Raw genomic sequence first — 21,115 nt, 5'->3', positions numbered from 1 at the left:
TCAGCTATGACGCTAGTAGCAAGGCCGTCACCACCAAAGAACGGCAGTCCAGCTGAGTTACTGAGATTTGCTGCACAATACGGCGCGTACTGCCAGCAATTAGAAAGCAACATAAAAATAATCACAAAATGGAGTGAGTCGCAAAATGGACTTAGTCGATAAAAGTGCAGAACAATTACTGCGTAACACAGAGATTGATAACCATATTAATAGAGTTCGTGCAATGAGAGTTAGTGATAATTGCATTGATTGTGATGAAGCAATACCCACCGAGCGACTAAATGCTGGTGGTTATATTGTTCGTTGTATCGATTGTCAATACATATACGAACTAAAGAAAAAACAGGGGCGATTATGATTGATTTTCTGCGCCAATATTGGTCGACACTGAGCTCAATCGGCGCATTATTATTTTCTTTTTTAGTTATGTTTTTAGCAACAAAATTTGCACGCCGTGAAGAATTGGATGCTATCGCTAGCGATGTTTCTCGTTTGAAGAGAGATGTATCAATAATTCAAGGACAACTTGAATCACTGCCTACGCAAGATGATATTCATAAATTAAATCTTGAGATATCAGGACTTCGCGGTGATATCAAAGAAATTAAACCGGAGCTTGCAAGTGTTAAGCGAATTAGTAATCTCCTTTTGGAAAATGAACTAAAGGAAAAACAAAAATGAGTTTTAGACAATTACTTGATGAAGATCGGCGATTGGTTGCGCTCCGTGCATTATGTGATTGCGGGGGTTCAGCTAATGAATCGGTATTACAAACATGCTTGGATCAGTACGGTCATCGCATCAGTCGTGACTTAATGCGCTCATACATGAGCTGGTTAGCTGAGCAAAATCTGGTAAAACTTCAAGATGTGGCCGGCTGCTTTGTTGCTGATATTACGGGACGCGGTGAAGATGTTGCAACTGGGCGAGCAACGGTTATTGGTGTAAAAAAACCACGAGCAAGCGACTATGACTAAACAAACACGCGGGCGACCGTCTAAAGTTGATTTGCTACCGCAAGCAATCAAAGATGAGCTACATAAGCTACTACGTGATAAAAGCATGACACAGCAAGATATTCGTGTAGCTATTAATGAGCTTATTGATGAGCATGGTCTTAGTGATGATATGAAACTAAGCCGCACCGGATTAAATCGCTATGCAACCCGCATGGAAGATATTGGCGCTAAAATCCGTCAATCGAGGGAGGTAGCAGAAGCATGGACGGCAAAGCTCGGGGATGCGCCGACGTCTGACGTCGGTAAATTGCTACAAGAAATTGTTAGAACATTAGCTTTTGAAACATCGATGCACATGAGTGAATCGGATAAGGCTGCAGAGCCGAAAGCACTGGCTCAGATAGCGCTAGCTATTCAACGTGTAGAACAAGCTGCAATGGCTAGTCATAAGCGAGAAAAAGAAATCCGTGCTGCATTTGCTGAAGAAGTTGCCGAATCAACTGAAAAGGCGGTAAGAACGGCTGGCATGAGTGCCGAAACAGCACAAAATATTAAACAGATGATTTTAGGTATTGCGTAATGACTGAGTTTAAAACTGATATAACAACTGTTTCAGCATCGGTTAATGCTATTTTAAATAATGAATTTAATCCTGATGATGTACTGCTTGGTTATCAAAAGCGTTGGATTGCTGATTCGTCCGTTTTAAAAGTCGCCGAAAAGTCTCGGCGTACAGGTCTTACGTGGGCAGAGGCTTGTGATGCAACATTAACTGGTGCGATGAGTCGTGAGGCTGGAGGACGTAATACGTTTTATGTCGGTTCTAGCAAAGATATGGCGCGTGAGTTTATCGATGCATGTGCAATGTGGGCTAAGGCATTTAATTATGTGGTCAGTGAAATTGTTGAAGAAGCACTGATTATTGAGAACGAACGCACGGACGTTTTAACATTTGTTATCTATTTTTCATCAGGTTTTAAAGTTCAAGCGCTTTCATCAAATCCGAAAAACCTGCGTGGCATGCAAGGTAACGTGGTAATAGATGAAGCAGCATTCCATGAATATTTGCCGGAGCTTTTGAAAGCAGCAATGGCGCTCACGATGTGGGGTGCCAAAGTGCGCATTATCTCAACACACAATGGCACTGATAATAATTTTAATGAGCTGATTCAGGAAATCAGAAAAGGCAAGCGTAAAGGGGCTGTTCATACCATTACGCTTGATGATGCTTGCTGTGATGGGCTTTATCGTCGAATTTGCCAAGTTAATCATATTGATTGGACGCAGGAAAAAGAAGATGAATGGAAAGCTGATCTATTAAAGGGTTGCTTTACTGAAGATGATGCGCTGGAAGAATATTATTGTGTGCCAAAAAATGGCGGAGGTGCTTATATCCCCCGTGTACTTGTGGATAACGCAGCCAAAGCTGAGTATGAAGTTGTGCGATACGAAATGCCAAAGGGGCACATGCTTTGGACTGAGCCAGCTAGAACAACTGAAATAACTACGTTTTTCAATGAAAAAATCAAACCAATACTTGATAAATTAAATAAAGAAACTCGCCATGCTTATGGTCAGGATTTCGCTCGTAATAGTGACCGCTCAACAATAGCGATTGAGAGTATAGAACAAAGCACAACTCGTAAGATGCGATTAACAATAGAGCTGCATGATGTGCCGTACAATCAGCAACGTGAACTGGCCTTCTTGGTTATTGACAATACCCCAAGGATGATAGGTATAGCAATTGATGCAACTGGGAATGGTGGTTTTTTGGGCGAAGCATTACTATTACGCTATGGTCAATCAATGGTTGATGCGGTGCATACCACTGAAAATTTTTATCGCGAATGGTCACCAAAATATAAAGCATTGTATGAATCGGGCTTTATCGAAATACCAAAAGACGAAGATATTATCATTGACCAGCGACATCTGCAGATAATTCGTGGGGTGCCAAAAATCGACAAATCACGAGATAAAGGTAGTGACGGTAAGAAGCGTCATGGTGATAGTTGTGTTGCATATATCATGGCTCTACGTGCCAGTCATCTTGATGGATTTGTCGCTGAGTTCACTCCAATACCGAGTAAGCACGAACGCGAACAAGCAAAAATAAGTCGAAATAATAGATATGATGATTTACCAAATTACGAAAAAGGATGCTGGTGATGCTAGGTTTATTAAAACGTAACAAATCAACACTTATTGAGCGAGTAGCTGAGCCCAAACTTAGTTTACCTTCTGTTGCTAAAAAACCACAAACCGAACGACAAAATGACAGTGCAATAATAATAAAGCATCATGAAAGCACTCACCCATCAATCGGTTTAACGCCAGCCCTTGCAGCTTCAATATTGTTAGATGCAGAGCGTGGGGTGCTCTACTCTCAATGCGAACTAGCTGAAGATATGGAAGAAAAGGACACACATCTACAATCCGAGCTTGGCAAACGTAGACGAGCAGTTCAAGGTTTGAATTGGCATATAGTCCCTCCGCCCCGTGCAACTAATGCAGAGCAGCGGGATGTGGAGTTGCTCACGGAAATTATAGAGTCTTTTACGTGGTTTGACGATTGTATTTATGATTCAACCGATGCGATTTTGAAAGGGTTTAGTTGTCAAGAGTTTATGGGGTGGGAACACGTGGACGGATTAATGTTGCCAACTGGTATTGAGTATCGCGACCCTAGCTGGTTTCAATGCCACCCCGATAATAAAAATGCACTTCGATTGCGTGATGGTTCTTACGAAGGGCAAGAGCTTGAGCCGTTCAACTGGATATTTCATACCGCAAAATCAAAAAGCGGATATTTATCACGAATAGGATTAATCCGCACTTTAGTCTGGCCGTTCATTTTTAAAAATTATTCAATCCGCGATTTGGCTGAGTTTATCGAAATTTACGGACTGCCGATTCGTGTTGGTAAATACCCAGCTGGCGCTACCGATAATGAAAAAAACACATTATTACAGGCAGTAATGCAAATCGGGCATAATGCCGGTGGTATTATCCCTACGGGAATGGAGCTGGATTTTAAAAACGCAGCCGAGGGGGGGGCCGAGCCATTCACCGCCATGGTGAATTGGGCTGAGCTTAGCATGTCTAAAGCAATACTTGGCGGAACGTTGACAAGCCAAGCTGGTAGTGTTGGCTCGCAAGCGCTCGGTAATGTGCACAATGAGGTGCGTTTTGAGGTTCGTGATAGTGATGCTAAACAGTTGGCCGCAACGTTAACCCGTGATTTAATTATGCCCTTGTACATGTTAAACGGTAAATCGTTTAGCGACCCAAATCGTCACCCTCGCTTTAAATTTGATCTAAGTGAGCCTGAGGATTTGGCCACTTATGCAGGCAATCTACCTACCCTCGTCAGAATGGGCATGAAAATATCGACGGCATGGGTGCATGACAAGTTGCAAATTCCAGTTGCTTCTGAGGAGGATGATATTTTAAAAGCAACTGAACCACAAGTGCCCGCATTTTTAAATACTAAAAACTCCACAGGATTTGTGGCATTAAATGCTAGTCAAGAGGCCGACCCATTAAGAGCAGCTCCAGCAGCTATTTCCGGTAATGATTGGCAACAAACAATTGACCCTGTTTTAAAGCCGATTATAGATATTATTATGCAAAACGATTTAGCAACAGCTAAAAATAAAATTGAAAATCTGTACAGTGATTTAGATAGCGAACAGCTGGAAGATATGATTGCCCGTGGCATCTTTGTTGCTCAGTTATGGGGGCGGTTAAATGCATGACGTGGATCTGGGTTATGCAATGAAGCTGGAACCAAAGCTGGCGGTCGACTACTTTCGTAGTAAAGGCTACAAAATCACGTGGAACTGGCAAGAGATGTCTACACAAGCGCATGCACAAGCATTTACTGTCGCTAAGGCGACATCACTTGATGTGCTTGAATCTATCCAGCTTGAGCTTGATAGAGCACTGGCGACAGGGACGACAGAGCGGGAGTTTAAAAAGAATTTAACGCCTGTTCTTCAAAAACTCGGATGGTGGGGTAAACAGATTAATGTCAGCAGTAATGGAGAAGCCGAAGAAGTGCAGCTTGGCAGTCCTCGGCGTCTAAGTACTATCTATCGAACAAATCTTGCTACAGCGTATCAAGCAGGCCGTTACCAACAACAATTAGCTAGCAGCGAAACTCACCCATACTGGCAGTATATTGCAACAATGGATGATAGAACGCGAGCGGCTCATGCCGCATTGCATTTAAAAGTTTTTCGATATGATGACCCCATCTGGCAAAAATTATACCCTCCTAACGGCTGGGGATGCCGTTGCCGTGTTCGTGCGTTAACCAAGTCGCAAGTTGAACGTGAAGGGTTAATTGTTGAATCAAGCAAAGGGAAATTGGAAACGTATGAAGTCAGCACCGGCAATGATGATGAATATCAATCTGAGATTACACGGTTTAAATCAGGCAATCAAACAATGCGAACTGATGCCGGCTGGTCTGGGAATGTCGGTAGTGCCGCCATGGGTTCAGATGTTAATATCGCCAAAAAACTTACAGCACTTCAAAACAGAAAACTACGTCAGCAGGTTATTCAATCATTAAATAATGCGCCGGCGCGGCATGATGCATTTGCGCAATGGGTCGGCAATATTTTAACGACACGGCGAGCGAGTAACGCCATACAGCCACTCGGTTTTATGTCTGATGACATTGCAGAGAAAGTCAAAAAAATATCAGGCATTGAACCAGCTAGATTATTCGCTGTGAGCGAAAAAAATATATTGCATGCTGACAGTCTAAAGCATGGAAAAACCGGCGTTGGGTTAACATTAAAAGATTATCAATCATTGCCTAAATTGATTGCGGATGCGCAAGCAGTGCTGTGGGATAAGCAAAAAGGCAATTTGCTCTATATAGCTAAAGGCGACGATACAATGAAAATTGTTATCAATGCACCATATAATCTAAAAGGACAGAAAGACGCGCTAGATGTTGTAATTAACGCATATAAAGCCAGTATAGTTGATTTGCAAAAGAGCGTAAAAGGTGGACAGTATGCTGTTCTAAAGGGTGGGATTTAAATAACTAAACCCTGACACGCAGGGCTTAGTGCTGTGGTGGGATTTGAACCCACATAAACATGTGGCGCGACTGCGCTTATGCCGAATTACCGTTATCCGTACACAGCTTAATAATAACTATAAAACAAGATGAAATATTATGCAAATAGATTATAAGTTCAGTGATGAAGCAATCCGGGCTAGTATACAGCGCCTGCAAGAGCTCGGCACAGACATGACCCCTATCACGCGTGGCATAGCTGCAGTGCTCGCCAGCGAGGCGGATGATGCATTTCAAAAAGAAGCCGACCCTGCAACTGGGAAAAAATGGCAACAACTTACGCAGAATTATGCTGCACAGTTAGCCACGCGAGGGCTAACAGGTAAAATGCTGAATAGATCAATGGGTGGGTTGGCAATGTCATTAACTACTGATTTTGATGCGGTCAGCGCAGCTATCGGTTCAAATAAAGTTTATGCGGCGATTCATCAGCTCGGTGGTACACCTGGCATGCCCAATGCACCTGCCGCAATTCCTGCTCGTCCGTATATGGGGTTATCTCAAAACGGTATCAGTGATATTATCGATATAATTAATATAACGCTCTCTAACGCGATTAACGATAGACCTTAACAAACTATTGGCGTAATTTTTTTAAACAAGCCACGAGTTTTTTAAACGGGTTTTAAATGGGGTTCACCCCCTCTCCTTTCACTTTATTTATTTTCTTCACAAAAATGTTTGAAACACAACAAACCCAATAGTTTTTGCCGCCAGTTATTCTAGCAGCATGAAAACGAAAAATACACTCAACAAAAACAAGATTGCCATTTTATCCGCAGCATTAAATGCTGTTGGTGACGGCTGGTATCAATTGCTACCAGCGGGCGAATTTAAAGCACGGGATGGGCGCCCGTTTGATGTGGAGCGGGGTTGCTGGTTTTTAGATGAAAATATAGCTACTGCATTCATTCAACGCACAATCGATGAGAGTAAAGGGAAGCCAATTCTCATCGATTACGATCACCAAACACTCTACAAAAATGAAAACGGACAAAAAGCGCCTGCTGCTGGACGGATTGTTAACCCATCACAAGATATACAGTGGAGACCTGACGGCATATACATACGTCCTCGATGGACTTCTATAGCTGAGTCAGAAATTGCAAGCGAACAATTTAATGATTTATCCGCTGTTTTCCCATACGACAATAACGGCCACCCGTTATACCTTCGCATGGCCGCAATAACAAATGACCCAGCTTTGCTTGAAATTAAATCATTAGTTGCGCTAGCGGCTGAATTTTTTAACGAAGATAAACAAAAGGAAATAAAAATGAATGAAGCATTAAAACGCATTCTTGTGTTGCTCGGTGTTTTAGGCGCTGATGATGAAATTGAACTAAATGATGAAAACATAACAGAGCTAGCAAACAGTGCAGTCGAAAAGCTGAATACGTTGATTGAAGCATCAACAGCTGCAGTTGATATAAGCAATGTGCTAGAAAGTGAAACAACAACTGAATCTGCTATTACTGAGATTGTTGATGTTGTTGATAACTCACTTAGCGACATTGAAGAGGCGGAAATTATCGTTGAAGAAGCAGCGCTAAACGGTATTGATTTAAGAAAAGCTGTACCTGTTTCAGCATATCAGCGTCTTTCTGCTCGCTACGCCGCCCTTTGCGCAAATGCAGGTAATTCTGGGATTAATGAATTGCTGCAACGTGGACGCCGACGCGGTCAAGTGACCAATGCTAATATTGGCTATTTAACTGCCGTTGGGCGCAAGCATGGTGTCGCAGCTCTATCAGCAGCCATTAATGCAATTCCACCAATTACAGCTCTATCTGCTAAACAAACTAAATCGGTTAATAAACCAATCAAGCAACAAACGGGGACCGCAGTACTGTCTGCAAGTGAAAAAGAAGCTGCTCGGTTGCTCGGTATCACAGATGCTGAATTTCAAAAACGCAAAAAAGGAGTAACAAAATAATGGCTATTGTAACCAATGAACTAGTGCAAAATTTATTCACAGCATGGAAGAGTGATTTTCAGAAAGGTTTATCAGGTGCCGAGCATCAATATGCAAAAGTTGCAACTGTTGCTCCTAGTACATCACGGTCAACAACTTACGGGTGGCTTGGTGATTTCCCATCAATGCGAAAATGGATCGGTGAGCGTGTACTAAAAAGCATGAAAGAACACGGTTATCAGTTAACAAACGATGACTATGAGGGCACAGTTGTTGTTCCTAAAAATGCTATCGCGGATGATGAGGTCGGCGTGTATAGCATGATGTTTGAAGAAATGGGAAATTCAGCAGCAAACTTACCGGACGAGTTGGTTTTTGATGCATTAACAAAAGGATTTACTACGCCCTGCTATGACGGTCAAAACTTTTTTGATACAGACCATCCAGTTTACAAAGATGTTGATGGCTCTGGTGACGTTGTTAGTGTGAGCAATATATTAGTAGATTCAAATTATACAGGTCAGCCATGGTACGTTCTTGATTGTTCTCGCGTAATCAAACCGCTTATCTTTCAAGAGCGGCAACAACCAAATCTTATCATTATGAGTGATGATAAGGATGAAGCGCTATTTATGCGTAAAGAGCTGCGTTTTGGCGTCGACTCTCGTTGCGTTGCAGGGTATTCGTTCTGGCAGCTAGCGTATGCGGTTAAAGCTCCGTTAAATAGCGATAATATCTGGCGAGCAATTGAAAATATGAGAGCTATTCGCGGTGACGGCGATAAAAAATTAGGTATTAAGCCGACTCACTTAGTTGTACCTGCTTCGCTAGAGCAAGCTGCAACGAAAGCGCTTAAACGTGGTTTAACAGTTGAGCAAGGTGCTACTGTTGATAATGAGTTGCAAGATCGTCTCGAGCTTGTTGTCGCTGATTATCTCGGTTAGTTTGCTGCTTTACTTTGTTTAAATAATGTTAACAGCTGAAATGCTGTTAACTAAACCGAACATACCTAACGAGGTGAAAATGGAACATAAAATTGAGGTTATCAATAATCGGCACGAAGGTTATCGCCGAGCAGGCCTAACACTTGCTAAAGGCAAGAATGAGTTTTCAGAGCTAACAGCAGAACAAATCAAAATGCTACAGACGGATCCCTCACTAACTGTAACAATCGAGGTTGAAAATTCAAATGAAGATTTTGGTGATACTTTTGGCGATACCAATAGCACTGGCGGTAATTCGGAGTTGGGTGCAGGTAAAACCGATGGAAAAGAAAATAGCGATGGAGAAAGTAACGGAACAACTGGTGAAAATAGCGATAAAAATCCGGAGCCTCCTAAATCATATTTTGAGTTATCTCAGGCGGTCATGGTTGCCTTAGCTGAGCAAGACCCTCTTATTTATTTTAATATGGATGGTTCACCTCGAATCGCAAAATGGAAAGAAGTCACTGGCAATGAAGCTTTAACTAAACCAGACGTCATAGCAGCAATAGCTGCAGCTAAAAATCAGGAGTAATTATGCAGTACGCAACAGTGGCAGATATTTATAACAGATACAGTAAAACAGTCATCAATCAGCTTGCTAGCAATAAAGTTGATGTTGATGACGAAACTGATGAGCCGTCACAAACTCGTGAGCAAATCATTAACAATGCAATCCTTGATGCATCTGCCGCGATTGATGGCTATATCAGCGGACGTATCACTTTACCCGTTGATAAAGTGCCGGCTGTCCTCGTTCGCGCTGCTTGCGTACTTGCTTATTACAATCTTGCCGATGGTGTTGCAACTGAAAAAGCTGAAAAAGACAAAGATGACATTGTTCGTTTTTTAGAAAAAGTAGCCGACGGACAAATAAGTTTAGGGCTATCCGTCGATAATTCTAAGCTTTCTGAGGTTAGTAATGTTGCTGTAATCACTAGTGCTGGCTCAGTTTGGGCGCGTAATCGTTCAAAAGGATTTATCTAATGAAACAACTCTCCCCCACCGCCGCGCTTGAAAAAGAGCTGATTGATTGTGTTAAGAGCCATTTTACTGGTGAAATTAAAACCGTAGAGGCTCTGGGTGGTGCGTGGACTGACGAGACAATGCGCACACTGTTGAAGGTGGCGCCGGCTGTTTATGTTGCATTTATTGGTAATTCTCCGACTGACCTGCGTTATTGTGTTAAACAAACGTGGGCATTGTTCATATCTGTAAATGTATTAAACGGGATGAGAGTTGAGCCCGAAAAAGCATTTTTAATACACGATTATTTAATTAAATTACTTAATAATCGATTATTTGAATCTGCCGCACGAGCAATGCAATTTAGTCAGTCAGCTAATTTGTTTAGCGATTTATCTGCAAAGCGGGGGTTGTTTGTTTACGGTCTCTATTTCACTGTTGATATGCCACTTCCAACTGATAATGAACAGCACACAATCGATGATTTTATCACTTACTATCATAAATTTATATCAGAAACCCCTAACTGGGAATCATTAAATACATTACCGCGAGACAATAATAATGACTGAATTTTTTATTAAACCCATTAGCGGCGTCACAGTTCGTGACCCTGAAACTTTAGAACCATTATCTGAAAGTGGGGAAAAAAAACCGCAGAATGGTTATTGGCTACGACGCCTAAATGATGGCGATATCGAAGTCGTTGAGCAACAAAAAAAGAAAAAAGGAGCTGAGTAATGGCAGTTTCATTTAACACTATACCAAATACTGTCCGTGTGCCTCTAACGTATGTTGAGTTTGATAACTCGCAAGCGATTACGGGCACACCAGTCAAAAATAATAAAACACTAATATTGGGGTTGCGCCTATCAACAGGTTCTGTTAAAGCTGGCGAACCTGTTCGCATCACTCGCAAAGAGCAGGCGGAACAAGCTTTTGGGCGAGGTTCAATGCTTGCGGAAATGTTAAAAGCATTTTTACATGCAAATTCATCTTGCAACGTGTATGCTCTAGCGCTTGATGACGTTGATGCCCCCGTATATGCAACCGGTAAAATCGCGGTGACGGGGACATGTTCCAGGGCGGGACAAATCGCGTTAATGATTGCTGGTGTACCAGTCCCTGTTACTGTTCGCCAAAATGAAACTGCAGCAACAATTGCCAATAATATTTCTAAATCAATTAACGCAAATACAATATTACCAGTCACTGCGAATGTATCCGGCACTGATGTCATTTTAGCATGTCGCTGGGGGGGGATTACGGGTAATGATATTGATGTTCGCATTAATTATTATACAGGCGAAACATTACCCGCAGGTATCGCTGTCGATATTTTAAAAATGTCAGGGGGAGCTGGGAATCCAAACATCTCACAAGCAATCGTAGCGCTGGGCGACACATGGTGGACAGATATTGTTAATCCATTCATTGATGATGGGAACCTTAATCTGCTTAGTGATGAATTACAATCTCGTTGGGGTGGGATTCGACAAATTGATGGATTATGCTGGATTGCATATCGAGGAACACATGCTCAAGCTAGCACATTCGCATTATCACATAATGATTATTTGTATACGTGCCTACCAACAAATATATCACCCGAGCCTCCATATATTTGGGCATCAGTTAATGCTGCGGTCTGTACGTATGCATTAAATATCGACCCTGCTCGCCCCGTCCAAACTCTAGAATTAACTGGCATAAAACCACCGGCAATATCTGACAGATGGCAGTGGAATGAACGGAACCTGCATTTATTTGATGGGTTAAGCGCATACAATGTAAATGCAAATGGCAAAGTGCAGCTTGACCGAGTTATTACAATGTATCGTGTAAATAAATATAACATTGAAGATACCAGTTATTTAGATGTAGAAACCATCAAGACGCTGTCTTATATACGCTATGCAATACGTTCACGTATTACGCAAAAATTCCCTCGCCATAAATTAGCTAATGATGGCACTCGATTCGGAGTCGGTCAACCGATTGTTACACCTTCAATCATCCGAGCTGAATTAATAGCGCTATTTACTGAACTAGAAAATGTTGGCCTCGTTGAAAATTTTGATGCATATAAGGAATCATTGATTGTCGAGCGTGATACGAATGATAAAAATCGCATTAACGTTTTAAGTAATGATGATTTAGTTAATCAATTTAGAATTTACGCACATTCAATTCAGTTTTTACTGTAGGAGTTAAAAATGCAATACCAAGGAACTGCAATAATTCGTGTTAATGGCAAAGAAATTGAATCGCTCAGTGGTGCAACATTCACCACGGGCGGATTCACTCGTCAGCCAGTTAAAGGCGCGCGGGTCTATGGATTTAATCAAACGCCAGTTGAAGCAACAATTAATGTAACCATTCCAAATGGTGCCAATACTTCAATTGCTGATTTAAATAATATGACTGACGTAACTATTACATTTATTCCTGACGTAGGGAAACAGTGGCTGATGCCAAACGCATGGGCAAACGGTAATGCAAGCATTAATGGCGAAGGCAATATATCCGCTGGGTTTACTTCAGCTGAAGCAAAAGAAATTTAAAGGTAAATTAAATGGAAATTACATTAAAAGATGGCCTGATGGTTGGTGATGAACACATCAAATCACTGACGCTGCGTAAGCTGACAACAGGTGATATTCTCGATAGTGAAATTGCATCTGAGCAAGTGAAATTAACCAATCAAGGACATAAATTGATTGCCAGTTCTGCCGTCATGTCGGCCGAACTATACAGACGGAGCATAAAAAAAATTGGTGCTCTAGACGGTCCGCTATCGATGAAACAGCTGAAATCGCTGTCATTGACAGATTACGAGCTACTGAGAATAGCGTACGAGGCTCTTAATAACCCGATAATCGAAGAGGTGGCCGAAAATAGCACCGAGGGGCGATAAGCTCATGCTCGTTCGTCAGCTCGAACGAGCAGCGCTTTCGCTAAGCTCTCGGATTAACGCAAGCCCAGAGTGGATTTTAAAATTACCACTCGACCGTTTTTATCGATATCTAACGTGGACATTTAAAAATGACAGCACAGAATAAGACAAGTTTCATCGTCAATCTGGCGGGCAATGTTGCTCAAAAAGCAAAGTCGTTTGGCTCTGCAATATCTGAAATGGGCAAGAAAGGCTCGCGCTCAATGCGTCTGATGTCATCTGCGATGTCTGCATCAAATAAAATGCTAGATAAATTCGATAATAAGTTTGTTGGATTTGCAACTGGCGGCGGGCTAATGATAGCGGCTAAAAAAGTGGGGGACTGGCAACAACAACTCACAGAGCTTGGCACGCGTTATAATCTTACAGCAGAGCAATCTGGCGACTTTTTAAATACTGTGTATGCAACGGGTGCAGCATACAAAATGCCGTACAACGATGTGATTACTGCGTTAGATAAAATGCTCGAGCGCACTAACGATGTGTCGGGAAGCATCGGTAATGTTGATAATATTGCGAAAGCGATTAAGGGGCTGGGGTTAAGCGCCGACGAGGCCGGTGCACATGTTGCGCAATTAATGAACAAGGGTTTAACCCCTGACAATATTAATAAATTATTTAATGGCGTCGCATCAGCATCAAAGATTGGCACGGGCAATATTAAAGAGCAACTGGCTGGGATAATTGAGTTAACAAAAGATACACAGTGGCAATCACCTGAACAATTGATCCAGATGCTTGCAATTCAGCGATTAAGTGACTCTCATCTGGGTAATAGTACTGATGCGTCATCGTCGATTAAGTCATTTGCTGACGCAATTAAAGACCCTCAAAAACGTAAAATACTAAAATTAAATGGTATTGATGTTTTTAAAGATAAAGATAAGAAAGAATATAAAGATCCATCTCAATTATTATTAGAAATCGGCAATCGAGCAAAATTTAAAGATCATAATTTAAAAACAGTATTTTCTGACAATTTAATAAAAACAACTCAAGCATTTTCTGATTCTAAGCAACAACAAAAGCTTCTAAGTGGCGTAAAAATTGAAGAGGGTTTACTGGAAGAAAAAACATCGAAAAATATTAGCACTTTTAATGGAGCATTAACATCATTGACAAATGCTGGTGAACGCTGGGCTCAATTAAAATTAGCAAAACCAATTCAGGATTTAGCAGATGCAATAAACTCGTTAACACCCGAGCAACTAGATGCATATACAAAAAAACTAGAGACTGGCGCAAAAATTATTGGCGGAGCAATAGCAGCTCGTTATGCATATAAAGGGTACAAAGGAGTTAAGGATATCTTGAAAGGAGGTAAATCAGGAGGGGGAATATTAAATTCCACAGATATTAGCACAAAACCAACTCCTGTTTATGTTACCAATTGGGGCGAACAAAATCAAAATCAAAACCAAAATCAAAATCAAAATTTTAGTAAAAATAAAATGAATGGTTTTGCAACGGGAAATACGATGAAGCAAATAGCATTTGCTGAACAAGCCATGAATATGCTTGACTTAACTCTCACAGAAGACCGAGTCAAAGATTTGCCTGAAGATCATGTTTTAAGAAAAGCATATGAAGCCCAAGAGCGCGAAAAAAATGACCCAGCTTCATTTTACGATGAGGGTAACTCTCAGACATGGATGAGTTACTTTGGTATGGGCCTTGATAACAAAATACAAAATCTAGGGAAATCACTGGGTGACGCATTTACTGAAATGGGGAGCGCAATGGCCATGGAAGGACAAATGTATTATATGCCAGTTAAACCAGAACCATCGCCAGCTACAATAAAAGGGAATGCCCCCTCACTCAATGAAAAATCAGAAATAGTTTTAAAAATTGAATCGCCAGAAGGTTTAACAGTCAAAACAAAGTCAATAAGTACAACAGATACAGATATAGTAGTCAATACTGGTAAAACATATGGCCGTAATGGAGGTACGTATTGATACTTGATTTTTTAAAAAACTTTAGCTCAAAAAATACTGGGAAAGGCTCATTTCGTGGCGTGTCATTTTATATTATCGACAATTCAGAGCGTAGCGGCGGGAATCGATTAATTAAGCATCAATACCCGTTGCGCGATGTTGGCAAAATCGAAAATATGGGGTGCACAACAGCATCAACAACAATCAACGCTGTTGTGATTGGTGAAGATTGCAAAGAACAAGCCGATGCACTAATTGATGCATTAGAAAATCCAGAGTCTGGGGAGTTACAGCACCCTGCTTACAAAACACAATTAGTTTATATTGAAACGTGGAACTCACGAACTGTCGCCAGTGAGCAACGTGTTGTCTATTTTACAATAACATTTACGCCAGACACCGATGAAGAATCACCGACTGTTGTCGAAGATGGTCTGTCAATTATGGGGATTCTGTCCGACATTCTGGGTGCAGAGATTGTTAATGATTTTGTATCTATTTTCGATACTGTTAGTGATGCAATATCATTCATTGAAGATTGTATGGAATTCGGTGAAGCAATCGTAAATGGCATCGCAGGGGCGATTCGTGGTATTTCTGGCGGCTCAGGGTTATCTTCATTGCTGGGCAAAGCCACAGCGTTTAAAGCGGGGTTAAAAAACTTATTTAAAGCGCCAAAAAAAACAGCTGAAGAATTGCGTGATTTGCTGGGCGGTATAAGTGATTTACGTAAAGAAAGTAAGCAAAAGAAAAGCAACAAATTAAAAAATACGGCTAATGAAGTTGTACAAAAACAAAGTAGAGAACAAAAAACATTAACGCCCTCCGCCCCGCTGCTAAGTGGGCTAAATGTTGGCATAGCACAACTATTTGAATCTATTGAATTGAATATTAAAAATGCAACTGAAACAAAACAAAAAAATGACGTAACAAATGCATTACAAATGCTGGTTGATGTAATTATCGCTACAGAAGTTGCGAAAGCGATGGTTCAAGATGCCACAGTAGCAGCTAAAAAAAATCAATCTGAAGCGATTATGACCCATGACGATTGCAAACAAGCAATTAAAAATCACGGCGATAAGTTGCAAGCATTAATTATCGCTAGCAGTGATATGTACTGGTATCAAACTGCGCAAGCGTTAAAAGATGTTAAACATGCATTCATTACTCAATTAGAAAAACTATCAACTAAATTACCTAATGGGAAAATTATTACAGCATCGCAAACAGAACCGGCGTTAGTAATGCTGTACCGTGAAACGGGCAATGCCGTTCCGGTTGGTCAATTTACACGTAGAAATGGGTTAAAACACCCCTCTTTCGTATGTGGGAGCCAGAATTATGAGGTGATTGATAATGGATAGACCAATTGTAGAATTATATGTCGGTCAACAAATATATAGTGGCTGGACTGATGCGCGCATAACTCGCAGCATTGAAGATATGGCGGGTTCATTTAATCTTAAACTCACTTCAAAGAAAGATGTTAGTGATGGTGATATCAGAGCTGGTGCTGAATGTTACGTTGAGATTAATAGCAATCGAGTGATTACAGGCTATATTGATGATGTTGTTATTGATATTAGTGACACAGAGCACGCAATAACAGTAGCGGGTCGAGATAAAACTGCTGATTTAATTGATTGTGCGGCAATTCACCCGTCTGGACGCTGGCGAAACACATCGCTTCAAAAAATTGCTGAAGATTTATGTAAACCATTCGGCATTGATGTTATCTGGGATGTGAACGACAGTAAAGCCAGTGAGCCATTCCGATGGATGCAAATAGAGCCAAGTGAGACGGTTTTTGAAATATTAGCAAGAGCGGCGCGCCAGCGCGGCATTTTGATGACCAGTGATGTTTACGGCAATCTTGTGTTTACAGGCGCAGGTAAAAAAAATATCGCTATATTGACACTCGGCGACAATATCAAGAATTTAAGCATCACACGCTCATGGCGTGATAGATTCAGCTTGTATCGTGTGTTAGGTGACTCCGCAGGCGGTGCGATTTGGGGTGAGACTCAAACAGCAGTGCAATCAACTGCAGTTTACGCAAATATAATTGATGAGTCGATTACCCGCTACCGCCCAACCATCATCATGTCGGATGACAATATCAACAAAAAAAATGCAGCTGTGCGTGGCGATTGGGAACGCCGAAGAACTGCTGCACACGGGCAGCCAATTTCCGTCACAATTCAAGATTGGTTACACGATGATATAAATTTGTGGTTACCAAATTTTCAAGTTTTTCTTACTGCTGAAATTTATGACTTATTTGCAGAAGAGCTGCTCATTGTTGAGACAGAATTTGGCATCGGTAATGATGATGGTATAACAACAAAATTACTATTGATGCCGCGCGATGGGTTCATCGCACCAGCGGAATCTGAGCAAAAGTATGGGGACAGTGGGATTTGGAGATAAGAATGTTTAAACAACTCAAACGAAAGCTGCAATTATTAGTATCACGTGCAGTCGTCAATATTGTTACTGACTCACTCAAGCAACAAAATATGCAAATCAATTTACTCGATGGTGAAACAGCTGACGATGTTGAGCGATTTCAGAATTATGGGCACACATCGGTGCCGCCTGCTGGTTCAGAAGCGATTGTTTTATCAGTTGGAGGAAAAAGACAGCATCTTGTGGCGGTTGTCGTTGATAGTAAATCATCACGATTAAAAGGACTTAAAAGTGGCGACAGCGCGCTCTATCATCTAGATGGTCACTATTTATTGCTGACCGAATCCCAGCTTGTAAAGCTAGTTTGTAAAAATCTGCACGCAACTGTAGCTGAAAAAATTTTGTTTGAAACTCAACAAACCCAATTCACAGGTAACGTTGATATTATTGGTGGTAACAGTAAAGCGTCGGGAACAAGCACAGCTGCTGATCATGTCAGTGGTGACATTAGCTTTTTGAATCATGTCCACTATTGTGAAAAATGTGGCTCAACGACATCAACACCACGGGTAGGATAAATGCAATTAACATGGGCTACGCACACTGCAGATATCGATTATAAAAATGGTAACGAGATATTAACGAATATTATCGCATCATTGTTTACTGATACTCGTGCTAATGAAGATGATATTTTACCGAGCGGTGGAATTGATAAACGTGGCTGGTGGGGTGATTCATTTAGTAATAAAAAAATTGGCTCGAAGCTCTGGCTGCTTAGTCGTGAAAAACAATTGTCATCAGTGTTAAAGCGTGCGCAAGAGTATGCTGAAGAGTCACTACAATGGATGATTAAAGAACGTTTAATTAAATCAGTAACAGTAATAGCAACTAACCCTACAAATAGCGTATTACTGTTAACTGTGCGCCCCATTTTGTATAACTCTGATGATGTGCCTGAATATTCATTTACTGCAGCTTTAAACAATATTTAAACGGGGTTTAAATGTCATATACACCACCAAAACTAACAGAATTAATCAAGCGAGCCAGAGATGATTTTAATGCCGTCGGTGTTCGCTCATTATTAATTGATGCAATCGCAATGGTGCACGCGGGGCAAACAAACGGACTTTATGAGTTTTTAGGGTGGATATCGCGTCAAATTGTACCGCACCTTGCTGATGATGAAATTTTATTATTATTTTGTCAATTCTGGGGTATTCAGCGAAAGATGCCAAATAAGTCTAGAGGTCAATTAATGTTAACAGTTCGAGGCGACACGACTATCACTGCAGGTACACAGTGGCAAGCAAGTTCAGGGCTAATTATTGAATGTAATCAATCTAAGTTGTTGAGCTCAGGAACCGCTAAGGTTGAGGTCGTTGCTATTAATGAGGGCGCGGAAAGCAATGTTAATGGCGGCGTCGAATTTGAATTGATTTCACCTGTTGCCAATGTTGAGAGTAAAGCTGTTTTAAGTGAGACAGGCATGACTGGTGGCACCGATATCGAAAATATTAACTCACTGCGAGCTAGATTATTATTTCGTGTTCAATATCCACCCTCCGGAGGGAATAAATGGGATTATATTCGATGGGCACGTGAATGCGCGGGTGTGACAAGAGCTTGGTGCATTCCTGCCCCACTTTACTGCAATTACGTAAAAGTAGTATTTGTACTTGATGAGCAAGTCAATATTGTCCCCACAAACGATGATATTAATCGCGTTCGTGATTATATTAATGGACATATTAACCCTATCACAAACCAATTCGAAGGTAAACCTCCGGCCGCCGAATTAATTGTAAAAGCCCCCAAAATAAAGGTTATTAATCCAAAAATTCGATTGTTTCCCGATAATCCGGAAACACGAGCGGCAGTTTATAGTGCGTTGGTTGAATTGCTACATAAATCGCAATTAGGTGAAAAAATATATTTATCGCATATTCGTGCTGCAGTATCAAATGCAAAAGATGTTATCGACCATCAAATTAATTTATCGGCAGATATAGAGGCAGGAAGTGAAGAATTGATTACGTTGGGTGATATCTCATGGCTATGACCCCAGAAGATTATCAAAACGCAGGTTTGATGCTATTACCAAGCGGCTATGCGTGGAATAAGCAACTAGACAGCGAAAACGCGAAGCTGCAGCTGGTGTTTGGTTATGAATTTTCACGTATTGAATCAAGTGCCGAGTTATTACTAAAAGAAGTTATTCCTAATGACTCTATGCTCCTATTAAAAGAATGGGAATCTTTTGTTGGATTACCGGATTGCACAACCGACGAAACCGCGACCACCGAAATGCGCCATCAAGCGCTGTCTGCGAAAATCAAAATGACGCCATCATTATGCTCAAAATTCTTAGAGAAAATCGCGGCCGACAGAGGATACTCCATCAAAATTACAGACAGATACCCACACCACTGTATGCGCAATATTAACTACCCACTTCATCCGTGGCAAAACTGGTGGACTGCATACATTAAAGTTTTTAACTATGCGTCACATTATATGACCGTATTAGATAATGTTAAAACACATCTAAAAATCAACGATTACGGTGATTTACAGTGTTTATTAGAACGATATAAGCCAGCACATATCAATTTAATTTATGAAGAGGTATAAGAGGTAAATGTTTCATTTGGATAACAATAGCGGCATCAATGTGATGCCGAAGCAAAAACAAACAATATCACGCCAGCAGAAATGGTTTACGGAGGGCGACACACAAACTCCACCGAGTTACCCCGGAGCTGACTGGTTTAACATTATACAGGCTGAGCTGTTAAATGTATTAAAAGATGGCGATATAACACCTTCTAAATCAGAGCTTAGCCAGTTATCAGCTGCAATAAAAAGCATTATCAATAAAAATCAAATTAAGATTAATGATGCGTCACTAATCACTAAAGGTGTTGTTAATTTAAATTCAGCAGTTAATAGCACTTCAGAAACCTCAGCCGCAACACCGTTGGCCGTTAAAAAGGCCTATGATTCAGCAGTTTCAGCACAACAAACCGCAAATACAGCTAAAAATATAGCTAATGCTGCTGTCAAACGAACTGGTGACAATATGTCGGGGGCACTGTACATAAACGGCGAGCCAGTATTAACAAAACGAGCATTCGGTCTCGGCGTTTCACATGTGCTGAACGATGAATCTATCGATGAAACAAAAAATAAATATAGTGGATTTTTATTTAGTCAACCACAGTCTAATGGTGTGAAACCGTTCAATTACAGTCACGTAATGCGTTCAGCCATTAATGATTCGTTTGCTGATTTTGCAGTTGACATATTGAGCAAACGAGCAAAATTTCGAGGCGTGCTAACAGATGAAAAAAATGCAGGGTATTCGGGCGATTATTCGTGGACTGAATTTATAACTACTCAAAATATGTCTAATTATCTGCCAGTGGGTATACCACAACCGTGGCCGACTAATAAACCGCCAGCAGGATGGTTTGAATGTAATGGTTCAACATTTGATAAAAACAAATTTCCAAAATTAGCAAATGTATACCCATCTGGGAAATTGCCTGATTTGCGAGGCGTATTTATACGAGGGTTGGATACTGGTTCTGGATTAGATCCGAATCGAGGTATTTTGAGCTATCAGGGCGATGCTATTCGTAATATCACCGGTAATGTCTGGCCGATTTCTGAAACGTTTGGTCGAAATGGCGGGACAGGTGATGGGGCATTCAGAGCGTTTGATATAGTTGCTGCAGGAACTCCAACGAGCACAGATAGAGGTGAATCAGGTGGATTTAGTTTTGATGCATCACGTGTTGTACCAGTTGCTAACGAAAACCGTCCTCGAAATGTTGCATTTATGTATATCGTTAAAGCAGAATAAATAACAGGAGAA

At 41.1% G+C, this 21,115-nt stretch carries 27 protein-coding genes; all 27 read left to right on the top strand.

The window, feature by feature from the left end:
* Window positions 1–6 precede the first annotated feature (6 nt).
* The 27 genes from H3S74_RS01695 to H3S74_RS01565 all read left to right on the top strand — a co-directional run bounded on the left by H3S74_RS01695 (window position 7) and on the right by H3S74_RS01565 (window position 21,103).
* Complete coding sequence (locus H3S74_RS01695) at window positions 7–162, top strand: hypothetical protein (protein WP_198247064.1); 156 nt, start codon at window positions 7–9, stop codon at window positions 160–162.
* The gene (locus H3S74_RS01690; protein WP_198247063.1) at window positions 146–358 is read left to right on the top strand and encodes a TraR/DksA C4-type zinc finger protein; all 213 of its coding nucleotides are present in this window, start codon (window positions 146–148) and stop codon (window positions 356–358) included. Before H3S74_RS01695 ends, H3S74_RS01690 begins: the two co-directional genes overlap by 17 nt.
* Window positions 355–681, top strand: coding sequence for a DUF2730 family protein (locus H3S74_RS01685; RefSeq protein ID WP_198247062.1), 327 nt, complete (start codon window positions 355–357; stop codon window positions 679–681). Before H3S74_RS01690 ends, H3S74_RS01685 begins: the two co-directional genes overlap by 4 nt.
* Entirely contained in the window at window positions 678–977 is a 300-nt protein-coding gene (locus H3S74_RS01680; RefSeq protein ID WP_085163764.1) for a hypothetical protein, read from the top strand. Before H3S74_RS01685 ends, H3S74_RS01680 begins: the two co-directional genes overlap by 4 nt.
* Window positions 970–1,539, top strand: coding sequence for a DUF3486 family protein (locus H3S74_RS01675; protein ID WP_198247061.1), 570 nt, complete (start codon window positions 970–972; stop codon window positions 1,537–1,539). Before H3S74_RS01680 ends, H3S74_RS01675 begins: the two co-directional genes overlap by 8 nt.
* Complete coding sequence (locus H3S74_RS01670; RefSeq protein ID WP_198247060.1) at window positions 1,539–3,131, top strand: terminase large subunit domain-containing protein; 1,593 nt, start codon at window positions 1,539–1,541, stop codon at window positions 3,129–3,131. The genes H3S74_RS01675 and H3S74_RS01670 overlap by 1 nt, the downstream gene beginning before the upstream one ends.
* A complete protein-coding gene (locus H3S74_RS01665) occupies window positions 3,131–4,720 on the top strand; it encodes a DUF935 domain-containing protein (RefSeq protein ID WP_232354835.1) in 1,590 nt (529 codons plus the stop codon). Before H3S74_RS01670 ends, H3S74_RS01665 begins: the two co-directional genes overlap by 1 nt.
* Complete coding sequence (locus H3S74_RS01660; RefSeq protein WP_370547356.1) at window positions 4,713–6,020, top strand: phage minor head protein; 1,308 nt, start codon at window positions 4,713–4,715, stop codon at window positions 6,018–6,020. The genes H3S74_RS01665 and H3S74_RS01660 overlap by 8 nt, the downstream gene beginning before the upstream one ends.
* A gap of 139 nt (window positions 6,021–6,159) precedes the next feature.
* Complete coding sequence (locus H3S74_RS01655) at window positions 6,160–6,633, top strand: phage virion morphogenesis protein (RefSeq protein ID WP_198247057.1); 474 nt, start codon at window positions 6,160–6,162, stop codon at window positions 6,631–6,633.
* 241 nt (window positions 6,634–6,874) lie between these two features.
* Window positions 6,875–7,996 (top strand): phage protease, encoded by a 1,122-nt coding sequence (locus H3S74_RS01650; protein ID WP_198247056.1) that lies wholly within the window; start codon window positions 6,875–6,877, stop codon window positions 7,994–7,996.
* Window positions 7,996–8,919 (top strand): Mu-like prophage major head subunit gpT family protein, encoded by a 924-nt coding sequence (locus tag H3S74_RS01645; RefSeq protein ID WP_198247055.1) that lies wholly within the window; start codon window positions 7,996–7,998, stop codon window positions 8,917–8,919. The genes H3S74_RS01650 and H3S74_RS01645 overlap by 1 nt, the downstream gene beginning before the upstream one ends.
* A 79-nt stretch (window positions 8,920–8,998) precedes the next feature.
* A complete protein-coding gene (locus H3S74_RS01640; protein WP_198247054.1) occupies window positions 8,999–9,493 on the top strand; it encodes an HI1506-related protein in 495 nt (164 codons plus the stop codon).
* 2 nt (window positions 9,494–9,495) lie between these two features.
* Window positions 9,496–9,945: a gp436 family protein gene (locus tag H3S74_RS01635; protein WP_198247053.1), complete on the top strand. Its 450-nt coding sequence runs from the start codon at window positions 9,496–9,498 to the stop codon at window positions 9,943–9,945.
* Entirely contained in the window at window positions 9,945–10,496 is a 552-nt protein-coding gene (locus tag H3S74_RS01630; RefSeq protein WP_198247052.1) for a phage protein Gp37, read from the top strand. The genes H3S74_RS01635 and H3S74_RS01630 overlap by 1 nt, the downstream gene beginning before the upstream one ends.
* The gene (locus H3S74_RS01625; RefSeq protein ID WP_198247051.1) at window positions 10,489–10,665 is read left to right on the top strand and encodes a DUF2635 domain-containing protein; all 177 of its coding nucleotides are present in this window, start codon (window positions 10,489–10,491) and stop codon (window positions 10,663–10,665) included. Before H3S74_RS01630 ends, H3S74_RS01625 begins: the two co-directional genes overlap by 8 nt.
* Window positions 10,665–12,131, top strand: coding sequence for a phage tail sheath C-terminal domain-containing protein (locus H3S74_RS01620; RefSeq protein ID WP_198247050.1), 1,467 nt, complete (start codon window positions 10,665–10,667; stop codon window positions 12,129–12,131). Before H3S74_RS01625 ends, H3S74_RS01620 begins: the two co-directional genes overlap by 1 nt.
* Before the next feature lie 9 nt (window positions 12,132–12,140).
* Window positions 12,141–12,488 (top strand): phage tail tube protein, encoded by a 348-nt coding sequence (locus H3S74_RS01615; RefSeq protein WP_198247049.1) that lies wholly within the window; start codon window positions 12,141–12,143, stop codon window positions 12,486–12,488.
* 11 nt (window positions 12,489–12,499) lie between these two features.
* Window positions 12,500–12,841 carry a phage tail assembly protein gene (locus H3S74_RS01610; protein WP_198247048.1) on the top strand — a complete coding sequence of 114 codons (342 nt, stop codon included), beginning with the start codon at window positions 12,500–12,502 and terminating at the stop codon, window positions 12,839–12,841.
* A gap of 4 nt (window positions 12,842–12,845) precedes the next feature.
* Complete coding sequence (locus H3S74_RS01605) at window positions 12,846–12,986, top strand: hypothetical protein (protein ID WP_198247047.1); 141 nt, start codon at window positions 12,846–12,848, stop codon at window positions 12,984–12,986.
* Window positions 12,970–14,841 (top strand): hypothetical protein, encoded by a 1,872-nt coding sequence (locus H3S74_RS01600; protein WP_198247046.1) that lies wholly within the window; start codon window positions 12,970–12,972, stop codon window positions 14,839–14,841. The genes H3S74_RS01605 and H3S74_RS01600 overlap by 17 nt, the downstream gene beginning before the upstream one ends.
* Window positions 14,838–16,187, top strand: coding sequence for a DNA circularization protein (locus tag H3S74_RS01595; RefSeq protein WP_198247045.1), 1,350 nt, complete (start codon window positions 14,838–14,840; stop codon window positions 16,185–16,187). The genes H3S74_RS01600 and H3S74_RS01595 overlap by 4 nt, the downstream gene beginning before the upstream one ends.
* Window positions 16,180–17,253: a phage baseplate assembly protein gene (locus H3S74_RS01590; RefSeq protein WP_198247044.1), complete on the top strand. Its 1,074-nt coding sequence runs from the start codon at window positions 16,180–16,182 to the stop codon at window positions 17,251–17,253. The genes H3S74_RS01595 and H3S74_RS01590 overlap by 8 nt, the downstream gene beginning before the upstream one ends.
* A gap of 2 nt (window positions 17,254–17,255) precedes the next feature.
* On the top strand, window positions 17,256–17,810 hold the full coding sequence (locus H3S74_RS01585; protein ID WP_198247043.1) for a phage baseplate assembly protein V: 555 nt from the start codon (window positions 17,256–17,258) through the stop codon (window positions 17,808–17,810).
* A complete protein-coding gene (locus H3S74_RS01580; RefSeq protein WP_198247042.1) occupies window positions 17,811–18,227 on the top strand; it encodes a phage GP46 family protein in 417 nt (138 codons plus the stop codon).
* An 11-nt stretch (window positions 18,228–18,238) separates the two neighbouring features.
* Entirely contained in the window at window positions 18,239–19,297 is a 1,059-nt protein-coding gene (locus H3S74_RS01575) for a baseplate J/gp47 family protein (RefSeq protein ID WP_198247041.1), read from the top strand.
* Window positions 19,288–19,869 carry a YmfQ family protein gene (locus H3S74_RS01570; protein ID WP_198247040.1) on the top strand — a complete coding sequence of 194 codons (582 nt, stop codon included), beginning with the start codon at window positions 19,288–19,290 and terminating at the stop codon, window positions 19,867–19,869. The genes H3S74_RS01575 and H3S74_RS01570 overlap by 10 nt, the downstream gene beginning before the upstream one ends.
* A 7-nt stretch (window positions 19,870–19,876) precedes the next feature.
* Window positions 19,877–21,103, top strand: coding sequence for a phage tail protein (locus H3S74_RS01565; protein ID WP_198247039.1), 1,227 nt, complete (start codon window positions 19,877–19,879; stop codon window positions 21,101–21,103).
* Window positions 21,104–21,115 lie beyond the last annotated feature (12 nt).

It is taken from the genome of Gilliamella sp. W8126, assembly GCF_016102185.1.
GTDB classification, from domain to species: domain Bacteria; phylum Pseudomonadota; class Gammaproteobacteria; order Enterobacterales; family Orbaceae; genus Gilliamella; species Gilliamella apis_A.
Note: the sequence above shows the minus strand (reverse complement) of the source record. Positions and strands in the feature narration are given on the sequence as shown.

Bases quoted from the DNA above. Each gene is read 5' to 3' on its own strand.
- H3S74_RS01640 (WP_198247054.1), top strand. From the start codon at position 8,999: ATGGAACATAAAATTGAGGTTATCAATAATCGGCACGAAGGTTATCGC.
- H3S74_RS01580 (WP_198247042.1), top strand. From the start codon at position 17,811: ATGCAATTAACATGGGCTACGCACACTGCAGATATCGATTATAAAAAT.
- H3S74_RS01660 (WP_370547356.1), top strand. From the start codon at position 4,713: ATGCATGACGTGGATCTGGGTTATGCAATGAAGCTGGAACCAAAGCTG.
- H3S74_RS01670 (WP_198247060.1), top strand. From the start codon at position 1,539: ATGACTGAGTTTAAAACTGATATAACAACTGTTTCAGCATCGGTTAAT.
- H3S74_RS01680 (WP_085163764.1), top strand. From the start codon at position 678: ATGAGTTTTAGACAATTACTTGATGAAGATCGGCGATTGGTTGCGCTC.
- H3S74_RS01625 (WP_198247051.1), top strand. From the start codon at position 10,489: ATGACTGAATTTTTTATTAAACCCATTAGCGGCGTCACAGTTCGTGAC.
- H3S74_RS01575 (WP_198247041.1), top strand. From the start codon at position 18,239: ATGTCATATACACCACCAAAACTAACAGAATTAATCAAGCGAGCCAGA.
- H3S74_RS01610 (WP_198247048.1), top strand. From the start codon at position 12,500: ATGGAAATTACATTAAAAGATGGCCTGATGGTTGGTGATGAACACATC.
- H3S74_RS01605 (WP_198247047.1), top strand. From the start codon at position 12,846: ATGCTCGTTCGTCAGCTCGAACGAGCAGCGCTTTCGCTAAGCTCTCGG.
- H3S74_RS01600 (WP_198247046.1), top strand. From the start codon at position 12,970: ATGACAGCACAGAATAAGACAAGTTTCATCGTCAATCTGGCGGGCAAT.
- H3S74_RS01570 (WP_198247040.1), top strand. From the start codon at position 19,288: ATGGCTATGACCCCAGAAGATTATCAAAACGCAGGTTTGATGCTATTA.
- H3S74_RS01630 (WP_198247052.1), top strand. From the start codon at position 9,945: ATGAAACAACTCTCCCCCACCGCCGCGCTTGAAAAAGAGCTGATTGAT.
- H3S74_RS01665 (WP_232354835.1), top strand. From the start codon at position 3,131: ATGCTAGGTTTATTAAAACGTAACAAATCAACACTTATTGAGCGAGTA.
- H3S74_RS01655 (WP_198247057.1), top strand. From the start codon at position 6,160: ATGCAAATAGATTATAAGTTCAGTGATGAAGCAATCCGGGCTAGTATA.
- H3S74_RS01645 (WP_198247055.1), top strand. From the start codon at position 7,996: ATGGCTATTGTAACCAATGAACTAGTGCAAAATTTATTCACAGCATGG.
- H3S74_RS01690 (WP_198247063.1), top strand. From the start codon at position 146: ATGGACTTAGTCGATAAAAGTGCAGAACAATTACTGCGTAACACAGAG.
- H3S74_RS01620 (WP_198247050.1), top strand. From the start codon at position 10,665: ATGGCAGTTTCATTTAACACTATACCAAATACTGTCCGTGTGCCTCTA.
- H3S74_RS01585 (WP_198247043.1), top strand. From the start codon at position 17,256: ATGTTTAAACAACTCAAACGAAAGCTGCAATTATTAGTATCACGTGCA.
- H3S74_RS01695 (WP_198247064.1), top strand. From the start codon at position 7: ATGACGCTAGTAGCAAGGCCGTCACCACCAAAGAACGGCAGTCCAGCT.
- H3S74_RS01615 (WP_198247049.1), top strand. From the start codon at position 12,141: ATGCAATACCAAGGAACTGCAATAATTCGTGTTAATGGCAAAGAAATT.
- H3S74_RS01635 (WP_198247053.1), top strand. From the start codon at position 9,496: ATGCAGTACGCAACAGTGGCAGATATTTATAACAGATACAGTAAAACA.
- H3S74_RS01590 (WP_198247044.1), top strand. From the start codon at position 16,180: ATGGATAGACCAATTGTAGAATTATATGTCGGTCAACAAATATATAGT.
- H3S74_RS01685 (WP_198247062.1), top strand. From the start codon at position 355: ATGATTGATTTTCTGCGCCAATATTGGTCGACACTGAGCTCAATCGGC.
- H3S74_RS01675 (WP_198247061.1), top strand. From the start codon at position 970: ATGACTAAACAAACACGCGGGCGACCGTCTAAAGTTGATTTGCTACCG.
- H3S74_RS01565 (WP_198247039.1), top strand. From the start codon at position 19,877: ATGTTTCATTTGGATAACAATAGCGGCATCAATGTGATGCCGAAGCAA.